Source organism: Variovorax sp. P4_D9, assembly GCF_056401695.1.
The window spans coordinates 1-9,714 of sequence record NZ_JBFUIU010000324.1 but is presented as its reverse complement, the minus strand read 5'-3'; the positions used below and the strand labels follow the sequence as shown (position 1 = coordinate 9,714).

Annotated in this window: 9 protein-coding genes and 3 pseudogenes; 4 read left to right on the top strand and 8 right to left on the bottom strand. The window is 66.8% G+C overall.

Translation table 11 applies throughout. From position 1 onward, the window contains the following. Positions 1–86: 86 nt before the first annotated feature. A pseudogene (locus tag AC1DY5_RS29130) lies at positions 87–944 on the top strand (sigma 54-interacting transcriptional regulator); the annotation flags it as partial. Between the two features lie 18 nt (positions 945–962). On the opposite strand, the gene AC1DY5_RS29125 reads toward AC1DY5_RS29130, so the two are convergent. The 3 genes and pseudogenes from AC1DY5_RS29125 to AC1DY5_RS29115 all read right to left on the bottom strand — a co-directional run. Then, the gene (locus tag AC1DY5_RS29125) at positions 963–1,412 is read right to left on the bottom strand and encodes a response regulator (RefSeq protein WP_478117074.1); all 450 of its coding nucleotides are present in this window, start codon (positions 1,410–1,412) and stop codon (positions 963–965) included. A gap of 42 nt (positions 1,413–1,454) precedes the next feature. Then, positions 1,455–1,589, bottom strand: a pseudogene (locus AC1DY5_RS29120) (ATP-binding protein); the annotation flags it as partial. A 326-nt stretch (positions 1,590–1,915) separates the two neighbouring features. Further along, a pseudogene (locus AC1DY5_RS29115) lies at positions 1,916–5,449 on the bottom strand (PAS domain S-box protein); the annotation flags it as partial. A gap of 311 nt (positions 5,450–5,760) precedes the next feature. Here AC1DY5_RS29115 and AC1DY5_RS29110 point away from each other — a divergent pair. Then, entirely contained in the window at positions 5,761–6,108 is a 348-nt protein-coding gene (locus AC1DY5_RS29110) for a hypothetical protein (protein ID WP_478117072.1), read from the top strand. A 46-nt stretch (positions 6,109–6,154) separates the two neighbouring features. Then, on the top strand, positions 6,155–6,484 hold the full coding sequence (locus AC1DY5_RS29105) for a hypothetical protein (protein ID WP_478117070.1): 330 nt from the start codon (positions 6,155–6,157) through the stop codon (positions 6,482–6,484). Positions 6,485–6,536: 52 nt separating this feature from the next. Here the strand turns inward: AC1DY5_RS29105 and AC1DY5_RS29100 are convergent, their stop codons facing one another. Together AC1DY5_RS29100 and AC1DY5_RS29095 are read right to left on the bottom strand one after the other, a co-directional pair. After that, positions 6,537–6,743, bottom strand: a complete 207-nt coding sequence (locus tag AC1DY5_RS29100; protein WP_478117068.1) for a hypothetical protein — start codon at positions 6,741–6,743, stop codon at positions 6,537–6,539. A gap of 91 nt (positions 6,744–6,834) precedes the next feature. Then, positions 6,835–7,173 carry a hypothetical protein gene (locus AC1DY5_RS29095; RefSeq protein ID WP_478117066.1) on the bottom strand — a complete coding sequence of 113 codons (339 nt, stop codon included), beginning with the start codon at positions 7,171–7,173 and terminating at the stop codon, positions 6,835–6,837. 70 nt (positions 7,174–7,243) lie between these two features. Between AC1DY5_RS29095 and AC1DY5_RS29090 the strand changes: the two genes are divergently transcribed. Beyond that, positions 7,244–8,059 carry a carboxypeptidase regulatory-like domain-containing protein gene (locus AC1DY5_RS29090; protein ID WP_478117065.1) on the top strand — a complete coding sequence of 272 codons (816 nt, stop codon included), beginning with the start codon at positions 7,244–7,246 and terminating at the stop codon, positions 8,057–8,059. Positions 8,060–8,082: 23 nt separating this feature from the next. On the opposite strand, the gene AC1DY5_RS29085 is transcribed toward AC1DY5_RS29090, so the two are convergent. The 3 genes from AC1DY5_RS29085 to AC1DY5_RS29075 form a co-directional block, all read right to left on the bottom strand. Beyond that, positions 8,083–8,529: a desulfoferrodoxin family protein gene (locus AC1DY5_RS29085; protein WP_478117063.1), complete on the bottom strand. Its 447-nt coding sequence runs from the start codon at positions 8,527–8,529 to the stop codon at positions 8,083–8,085. A gap of 18 nt (positions 8,530–8,547) precedes the next feature. Further along, on the bottom strand, positions 8,548–8,922 hold the full coding sequence (locus tag AC1DY5_RS29080) for a response regulator (RefSeq protein ID WP_478117061.1): 375 nt from the start codon (positions 8,920–8,922) through the stop codon (positions 8,548–8,550). Further along, the coding region (locus AC1DY5_RS29075; RefSeq protein WP_478117060.1) for a sensor histidine kinase at positions 8,919–9,714 on the bottom strand (796 nt) is incomplete at its 5' end. The genes AC1DY5_RS29075 and AC1DY5_RS29080, both read right to left, overlap by 4 nt.

Sequence of the window (9,714 nt, the reverse complement as noted above, 5' to 3'; positions counted from 1 at the left end):
ATCGAACAGCGCCACATCTCGGGTCACTTCGCTTGCATCAATCTGCGTCGTCATGCCAACTGCGAAGCCATTCCCGTGCCAGTTTGACGGGCTCGGAGAAAAACTCTCACTCTCTGAGTCGGCGACGCGAACTCCCCTTTCTCGCGGTCAATTGCGGTGCGCTGTCGCCGAACCTGATCGAAAGCGAGATCTTCGGCCACGAGCGCGGCAGCTTCACCGGCGCCGACCGCCTGCACCAGGGCTTTTTTGAGCGCGCCCGCGGCGGCACGCTGTTCCTGGACGAGATCACCGAGATGCCGCTCGGCCTGCAGGTCAAGCTCTTGCGCGTCCTTGAAAGCGCAACCTTCATGCGCGTGGGCTCGACGCAGGTCCAGCAGACCGATGTGAGAATCATTGCCGCCACCAACCGGGACGCCGCGCAGGCGGTGGCCGAGGGCGTCCTACGCGAGGACTTGTTCTATCGCGTCAACGTCTTCCCGATCCATCTGCCGCCGCTGCGCGACCGCCTCGAGGACGTGCCGCTGCTGGCGGACAGCTTCCTGCACGAACTCGAAGTGCAGGAGCAGAGCCGCAAGCGCTTCACGCCGGCGGCCCTCGCCCGCCTGGCCGAGTACCGCTGGCCCGGCAACGTGCGGGAACTGCGCAACGCCGTGCAGCGGGCCTGGGTCATGGCGGGGACCGAGGTGATCGGCGACCAGTGGCTGCCGCATGAACGCGACGCCTCGACGCCCGTTGCAGGCGAGACGGCTCCCGGGCCCGTGTCGGGCGACCCCGATGCGCCGACGCTCAGCTTCCGGGTCGGGACGCCGCTGGCCGACGTCGAGCGCGAACTGATCCTCGCCACCTACGCGCACTGCCGGCGGCGCAAGGAGCCGACGGCAGCGCTGCTCGGCATCAGCATGAAGACGCTGTACAACCGGCTGAAGGAGTACCAGTCGTCTTAAGCCTGTGCCCCAGGAGCCTCAGGCCGGGGCCCGGACGGCCCTCGCCTGGGTCACGGCCTCGAGCACCTCGGCCACGCCCGCGGGCTTCGTGAGGTGGGCATCGAAGACGTCCGCACCATCGTGCCGCGTCACTGCATCGCCCCAGCCGCTCAAGGCGATCAGCGGCATCCGCGCCGCCCAGGCCTGTCGCCTCAGTGAACGCGCGACGTCGACGCCGTTCAGGTCAGGCATGCCGATGTCGAGAATCGCCGCATCGGGATGCAGGCGCTCGGCCGTGTCGAGCGCCTGCCTGCCGCTCGAAGCGACCAGCGTCTCGTGGCCCGCGATCTGTAGCAGGCGGCTCAGCGCCCAGCCGGCATCGACGTTGTCGTCGGCGACCAGGATCCGGAGCCGCTGCGTCGAGTGAGACGGCTCGGGCTCGGCGGCTTCGCGCCGCGCCGGCGATTGCGCGGCCAAGGGCAGGGTCACGCAGAAACGACTGCCGCACCCCAGTCCGTCGCTGAAGGCTTCGATGCGCCCGCCGTGCTGCTCGACGATGCTGCGGACCAGCGCCAGGCCGATCCCGAGCCCTTCGCCCCGTTGCGCCGCCGCCGGACCCTGGGCATAGAGCTCGAAGATGCGCGCGATGGTCTCGGGTTCCGACACCGAGATGCAGACGTTGTCGGCCTGCCGTTCGGCAGCCAGCACCAGCACGCCCCCGAGGGCGTGTAGCGCGCCGCATTGGCCAGCAGGTTCACCAGCGCCTGGCCGATGCGCAGCGGATCGACGTGGACATGGATCGGCTTCGAAGGCAGCTCGATCTCGAGCCTGTGCCGTGCCGCCTCGATCAGCGGCTTCGCCGTTTCGACGGCCGCGCCGGCGAGATCCGCAACGGCGACGTCGAGCCTGCGCAGTTCGAGTTGTCCGATGGCCAGGCGCGAGACGTCGAGCAGGTCGTCGACCAGCAGTTTCATGCTGCGGACCTGGCGCTGGATGACCTGCGCCGCCCGCCGGCGCTCGTCGTCGTGCGTCTGCTCGCTGGCAAGCAGATCGGACGCGCTGGCCATGGAAGCCAGCGGGTTGCGCAGTTCGTGCGACAGCACGGCGATGAACCGGTCCTTGACAGCGTCCGCCGATTCCAGTTCGGCCCGCGCGCGCTCGTTCTGCCTCAGCGCTTTCAGCAAATCGGCCTGGCTGAGTTCGAGCGCGGCCTGCGCCTCTCGCGCCGCCGTCTGGTCGCGCAGGATCTTGACGAAGCCGATCACGCGTCCACTGCCGTCGTGCATGCGCATCAGGACCCCGCTGCCCCAGAAGCGCGTGCCGTCCTTGCGCTGGTGGAATCGCTCGTCGGCGGCGCGTTCCTTGAAGGTGGCGGTCTCGGCCTCCTGCACGGGCGCGTTCGCCGCCCGGTCCTCGTCGGTGAAGATGATGTCGGCCAGCCCTCCCTTGACCTCGGCCTCGGTGTAGCCCAGCAGGCGCTCGGCGCCGGCGTTCCAGCTCGTGATGACGCGGTTGATGTCGGTCGAAAAAATGGCGTAGTCGCGCGCGTTCTCGACCACCAGCCGCAGCCGTTCCTCGCTGCTGCGCAGCGCCTCCTGGGCGCGCCTGGCTTCGCCGACGTCGCGCGCGGTCGCCGTGGCGCCGACGACGGCACCGTGGGCATCGACGATCGGGGACACAGTGAGCGACAGGTGGATCTGCGCCCCATCCTTCGCGACGTACGCTGTCTCGAGGTTCTCGACGCTCTGGTTGTTCTTCACGCGTTCGAGGATGCCGAGTCGCTCGAGCGGATCGCCGTCGGGCGCCAGCATCGTGATCGAGCGACCGACCGCCTCGTCGGCCGCGTAGCCGAAGATGCGCTGCGCGCCGCTGTTCCAGCTCAGGATCTGGCCCTCGAGCGAGAAACTGATGATGGCGTCCACCGAAGAGGCGACGACGGTCGACAGCCACTGGCTCACCTGCTCGGCCTGCTTGCGCTCGGTGATGTTGATGAACGACAGCACGACGCCCGCGATGCGATCCTCGGTGGTCCGATAGGGCAGAAGACGGGCCATGAACCAGCTGCCGTCGTCACGCCCGACCTCGCGCTCGATCGGGATCAGCTTGTCGAGCACGTGCGCCGCATCGTCGCCCAGGGCCGGGTACTGCAACTGCGGAGCGAGATCGGACAGCGGGCGGCCRACGTCACCGGGAATCAGGTTGAACAGCCGCACGGCCGCCGGCGTATAGCGCGTGATGCGCAAGTCGCGATCGAGGAACACGGTGGCGATCGCGGTCGCGTTCATGAGGTTCTGCATGTCGCTGTTGGCATGCGCCAGCTCGTCGACCTTGCACTTGAGCTCCTGGTTGACGGTGGTCAGCTCCTCGTTGATCGACTGCAGCTCTTCGCGGCCGGTCTCCAGTTCCTCGGTGGCCGAGCGCAGTTCCTCGTTGATGGCCTGCAGTTCCTCGTTGCTGGCCTTCAGGTCCTGGGTGGAGTTCTCGTACTGCTCGACGGTGTCCTGCAGATGAGCGCGCATGCGCTCCAGTTCCCGGTCCAGCTGCTGCACCAATGGATCGGCACTCTCGCGAGGCGGCGGCGCCGCATCGCCGCGCAGGGCTGGCTGCGGGGGCGTGTCGAAGATGACCAGCGTGAAATCGAGCCCGCCGTCTCGCACCGGCACCACGCGGATCGCGACCTGGCGCTCGGCGCCGTCGACCGTGGCCGCCGTCGGTGGGGACTCGACCGCCAGCCCGGTGCGTGCGGCCTGGTGGAGCGCCGCCCGCAACTCGATGCGCAGGGCGGGCAACACGAGTCGCAGCAGGTTGCGCGTCGGCTCGCCGGCGCTGTGCTGCAGGAATCGGCCCGCGCTGGCCGACAGGTGGACGATCTCGTCGTGCCGATCGACCAGCAGGGACGGTGCGCAGAGGTGCTCGAGCAGCTTCAGATGCACCTCGCCCCACGAGGCGCTGCGCCAGTCCATGGCTGCGCGGCCGGACGCAAGTGCGGCCTGCTGGAAGATCCGGCCGGCCACCACGGGCGGTTCGCGCAGGGCGCGCCCCACGTCCATCGCGAGGGCCAGGGTGCTCCGACCGGCGGGCAGCGGAATCCCGGAGGTCGGCACGTCGCGGCGGGCGTAGATGCGATGCTTCTTGTCGAGCACGCTGAAATGCGGGTTGCCGTCCTCCACCGATTCGGAGACGCCGAGAAACAGCCGGCCATGCGGCATCAGCGCGAAGCCCAGCACCTCGAACACCCGCGCCTGCGCCACCGGGTCCAGGTAGATCAGCAGATTGCGGCAGCTGATCAGGTCCAGCCGCGAGAAGGGCGAATCGCGCAGCAGGTCGTGCGCGGCGAACAAGACCATCTCGCGCACCTCGCGCCGCACGCGGTAGCCGTCGTGCTCTTTGACGAAGTAGCGCCGCAACCTGTCGGCCGAGAGGTCGGCCTCGATCGCCAGCGGATAGCGGCCCTCGCGTCCCGCCTGCACCGCGCTCTCGTCGAGGTCCGAAGCAAAGACCTGCAGGGTCGGCGGGGCCTCGAGCGTGCGGGCGTATTCTGAGAGCAGGATCGCGATCGAGTAGGCCTCCTCGCCGGTCGCGCAGGCGGCCACCCACACGCGCACCACGTCGTTCGGCCCCTTGCCCTCGAACAGAGCCGGGATGTGGAGATTCAGGGCGTCGAAGCACTCGGCGTCGCGAAAGAAGTTGGTCACCGAGATCAGCAGGTTCTGTAGCAGCGCCCCGGACTCGCCGGAACGGGTACGCAGGCAATCAAGATAGCCGGCCAGACTGTCCACGCCGTTGACCTGCATGCGGCGTGCGATCCTGCGCACGATGGTGGCGCGCTTGTAGTAGGCGAAGTCCCGCCCGGTGCGCGCCCGCAGGAAGGCCAGGACCTCGCGCAGCGGCGTGTCGTCGGTCTCGATGGCGCCTGTCGTGACGGCCGGATGCGGACCCTCCTCCGGCGGCAGGCGCAGCCGTTTCTCGATGCCGTAGTAGTCGAGCAAGCGCGTCGGGATTTCCGCCACCGGCAGGATCCAGTCCACCATGCCGGTGGCGATCGCCGCGGCCGGCATGCTGGCGTGCTCGGCCTCCGCCGGGTCCTGCGCGACGGTCAGCCCGCCGCGTTCCTTGATGCGCTTGATCCCGATCGCGCCGTCGCCATCGCCGCCCGACAGCACCACGGCGGCAGCATGCGGGCCATGGGTGTCCGGGAGGCCGCGGAAGAACAGGTCGACAGCGACGCGCTTGCCCGGCGTGAGGTCGAGTTCGGCCAGCTGCAGGTAGCCGTTGGCGGACTTGAGTGCCTTGCCGGGCGGAATCACGTAGACGGTGTCGGGCCGCACCTTCGAGGCCTCGTTGACTTGCAGCACCGACATCGAAGTGCTGCGCTGAAGGATCTCGGCCACGATGCTCTCGCGCTCGGCCGCGAGGTGGAGCACCACCGCGAAGGCAATGCCCGATTGGGGCGGAAGGCTGCTGAAGAAGGCTTGCAGGGCCGGAATGGCGCCGGCCGAGCCGCCGATGCCCACCAGCGGCGTCATGTCGTAGCCGCGGTTCGGGACGACGTTGTCGATCAGGCTGCCGAGTTCCTCTTCGAGATGGTCGGGGGTCAATTTCTTCATGGCGTCGCCGGGGCCGGATTCGGCAGTCCCGCACGGCTGTCATTATGCGATTCGCCGGGCCGGCCAAGCGCTCATGCGCGTGCAAGCTTTGCCGCAAGATCCGCCCGCGGAACGCACAACTTGCCGACTCGGCGCGGACCCCGGAGCGGCATTCCGACCTCCGCGCCGAGGGCGGCCGCAGGCGCGGCCCCACGGCTTCGAACAGGCCCAAGGCTTGCTCCATCCGGGCCATGACCCCGCCGGACGTTCCAGCAGCCCTCGCCTCGCACTACCGTGCGGCCTGCGAGTTGGCGCCGCGGGCGGCCCGGATCGCGAGCCGGCTGCTCGACAGCCTGCTGGGCATTCCGGTCGAGTGGCGYTTTTCGCTGCGCGTGGCGTTGGCGCACCGGGAGGCCCAGGGGGACCACGAACTGTCCACGTCGGACCATGCACTGCTGTCATGGATTCGTCTGGAAGGCTTCGAGCACGCCGCGATCAGGGCCGAAACCGCCGAGCAGCAGTCGGCCCGTGATTTCGTGCGGCAGGTCGTTCTGGCGTCGGCGGGGCCTGGCCATGCCAGCGGGCTGCCGCTCGAGTAGGGCCACGAGGCTCGCATCAGGCTGGTTCAATGTGAAGGAGTTTGCTATGACTTCCCTGCGCGCACCCGAGCCGTCCGTCCGACCAACACCTTCCACTGCTGCCTTCGGCAGTCTCGTGGATCTTGCGCTGATCAGTGCGATGCACTCGTCCGTGGATGTCTGCGGCCTGTGCCGCACCGTCAACCGGAAGAGCTCCCGGGCCTGCAAATGCTGCGGCCACCGATTGCCGGCCTCCTATGCGTCGGCCGACTCCGCCGCTCCGAGCTGGACCGCGCGTGCCCACGGCATCGTGCAAGGCGAGGGCTTCGACGTCGTCGCACTGTGCCTTGTGTTGAATCTGCTGCTGTTCGTTGAACGGTTCATCCCCGGGGCCTAGCGCATGTCGGACAAGCTACAGGACCGGAATCACCAGCGCGCCGATCCTGCAGCTACGCGTCGATCGGAACGCCGCCTCCGAAATGCGCAATCCACTGGTCCCACAGCTCTTGATAAAGCGGGTTGCGCCAGGCGCCCAGGATCTCGAGTTGGAGCTTCTGGGCCTGCATCAAACTGTCGACCCATGCCGCCTGCCACTCGAAGAGCGGCTGGAAGCTGGCATTGAGGTTGGGGAATGGGGCTGTCGTAGCGAGGGTCATGCCGGTCTCCTTAGTGTAGTGGCGCAAGCGTAGGTCACGCCCGCATGCAGTTCAAGGATGTGACGAACCTGACGGCGGCCCCCGCGCCCGGCTACTCTCCCCGGTCTCGAGCCGATGGAAGCAGCCAACTGAAGGGCTGCATCATGGCCCGCAACTGGCTGGCGAACTGTGCGTGGGCCTGCATTGCGAGGCGCTCGAATGCGCTACCGTCGAGTTCGCCGTCGAGCTTTTCCGTCAGGAGCTTTCCGTCGGTCATCCGCGTTGTCCGGGAATTGATGCGTGTGCGCCCGGCGACGCTCGAAATTTCGGTGACCGTGTAGGTGAAGCTTGCATAGGGCGTGCCACCTTGGGGCTCGACGACTTCCCACTTGCCGGTCTGGGTTTCGCCCGCGGCAGAGTCTTGCTTGATTGCGATGGATCGTTTGCTCATGAGATGCTTCCTCATCGGATGCCCGTGATGCTACCGAATGCCGCGAATAGATGCACGGACATTGTGGACATTGGATCCGCAGGGCCAACTGCCCGCATGCTTGAGGCCTGCCCGCACCACGCACGAAAGGGACCCGCATGCTGTTTCAAGTCGACACGAGCAAGCGCATCGAGAACGACGCCGGGGGAAATTCCCCTTGAACGCCGTCCGGGTCCTGCAAGTCCTGGCGCTGCTCCTGGCGTGCGGCCTGAGCGGCCACAGCCTTGCCGGCAGCATCAAGGGCAAGGTCGTGTTCGGCGGACCAGCCCCCGCGCCGGCCAAGGTGCCCGTCACGATCGACCAGTACCTGTGCGGCAACGAAAAACCCGCTGACGACCTGCAGGTCTCCGCTAGTCGCGAGATTCGCAACGCCGTCGTCTGGATCGAGAACGCGCCGACCGGTGCCGCTCCTCCAGCCACCCAGAAGGTCGAAGTCGACCAGAAGGGATGCGCTTTCATTCCCAGGGTCGTCGTCGTTCTGGCCGGCGGAACCGTGGACTTCCTGAACAGCGATCGCCTGCTCCACAACATTCACGCGACCCCGAAAGCCAACGTCTCCTTCAACCGGACGCAACCGATGGGGCGGACGATTCCGATCACCTTCGCCCAGCCCGAGATCGTCCGGATCAACTGCGACCTGCACGCCTGGATGACGGCATGGGTCGTCGTTGCGGCGCACCGCTTCTATGCGGTCACCGGTGCCGACGGAAGCTTTGCGTTCGACAATCTTCCGCCGGGCCGGTACCAGTTGCAGGTCTGGCATGAAACCCTCGGCACGGTGCCTGCGAGCGTCAACGTGAGCGATGAAAAGCCCGCGCAACTCACCGTGGAACTGAAGCCCCGGTAAAGCCGCAAGCCCCGGTGCAGCCCTCAAGGGGCGACGTTGATCTTCTTCGATGCCTCCCAGGCGGCGGAATGCGTCGGCTCCTCCACGGCTCGCAGCGTCCCGCCCTCGTCGAGCGCAACCCTGAATGTCACCGTCGGCGCCGAATAGACGGGGTGCAGGTAGGCCCGCGCGATCTCCACCGAGTCCTTGTAGAGCGCGATGTAGCGCACGAAGTGCTCCGAGAGCGACGGATGCGGTGAGTCGGCACCGACGCTGATGGTGACGTTGAACCAGGCGCCGCGGCGCACGCTGTCCGGGGCGGTGATTCTGGGCGTGTGCTTGGCGTCGAAGCCCTTGTGGACTTCACGGAATTCCGGCGTGAACTGCTGCGCCTGCTCTTCCTCGGCCTGCGCCGCGATGGCGCCAGGGCCCATCGCCAGACCCAGTGCCGCCACCACGATGCGCTGCGCGTTTCGAACGATCATGGCCATGGCCCCCTCGTATTGCGGTCAGATATCGGGAAGAAACTGCTTGACCATCGTGAGCAGTTCGCTCGGGCTGTAGGGCTTAGCGAGGTAACTGGAGGCGCCGGCCTGGAGCGCCTTCTCGCGGTCGCCGCTCAATGCGTACGATGTGATCACGATGATCGGAATGTGGCGCGTGGCCGCTTCCGTGGTCAGCAGCCTCGTGGCTTCGAGTCCGGACATCTTGGGAAGCTGCACATCCATCAGGATCAGATCGGGCAACTCCTGCTGCGCGAGTGCGACACCGGTCTCGCCGTCGGCCGCCTCGATCAGGCGGCAGGCCGAGCGTTTGAGCAACTGCCGAACGATCTTCCGGTTGTACTCGTTGTCCTCGACATAGAGGATCTTGCGCTCGGTCATGAACCGGCCTCTCTTTCGCCCGCGCGCAACGGCACGGAAAACATGAAGGTGGAGCCCTTCCCCAATTCGCTTTCGACCCAGATACGGCCGCCCAGCCTTTCGACGAACTTCTTCGAGATGCTGAGGCCGAGCCCCGTTCCGCCGAACTCCCGCGTGATGGTCGTATCGACCTGGCGGAACTCGGTGAAGATGTTGTCGAGTTCATCCTGGGCGATGCCGATGCCGGTGTCGGAGACGCGGTAGATGAGCTCATCACCCACGAGCTCGACGGCGATATCGACCTGCCCCTGTCGCGTGAATTTCAATGCATTGCCAGCCAGATTGGTCAAGCACTGGGCGAGCCGCCCGCTGTCGCCGTAGGCCACCGGCAGATCCTCCGGCGCGTGCGCCGTGAACGCCAGCCCTTTCTCCGCCGCGATCGAGCGCAGGGACGTTCGCACGGTGTTGACCACATCGCTGACGGCGTACTCGTTGAGCGCCAGTTCCATGCGGCCGGCCTCGATCTTGGACAGGTCGAGCACGTCGTTGATCAGCCGCAGTAGGTTTCGGCCATTGACCTGGATGTCGGTGAGCGGCTCCTTCAGTTCGGCCGGGACCTCGCCGTAGATGCCGTCGATCATCATTTCGCTGAATCCGAGAATCGCGTTCATCGGGGTGCGCAGTTCGTGGCTCATGTTGGCCAGGAACTCGGACTTGGCCCTGCTCGCGCGCGACAGCTGCTCATTGAGATCCACGAGCTTCGCGGCCGCCTGCCGCTGTGATTCGTCGAGACGATGCAGTTGCTGGCTCATG

Bases quoted from the DNA above. Each gene is read 5' to 3' on its own strand.
- AC1DY5_RS29105 (WP_478117070.1), top strand. From the start codon at position 6,155: ATGACTTCCCTGCGCGCACCCGAGCCGTCCGTCCGACCAACACCTTCC.
- AC1DY5_RS29100 (WP_478117068.1), bottom strand. From the start codon at position 6,743: ATGACCCTCGCTACGACAGCCCCATTCCCCAACCTCAATGCCAGCTTC.
- AC1DY5_RS29095 (WP_478117066.1), bottom strand. From the start codon at position 7,173: ATGAGCAAACGATCCATCGCAATCAAGCAAGACTCTGCCGCGGGCGAA.
- AC1DY5_RS29085 (WP_478117063.1), bottom strand. From the start codon at position 8,529: ATGGCCATGATCGTTCGAAACGCGCAGCGCATCGTGGTGGCGGCACTG.
- AC1DY5_RS29080 (WP_478117061.1), bottom strand. From the start codon at position 8,922: ATGACCGAGCGCAAGATCCTCTATGTCGAGGACAACGAGTACAACCGG.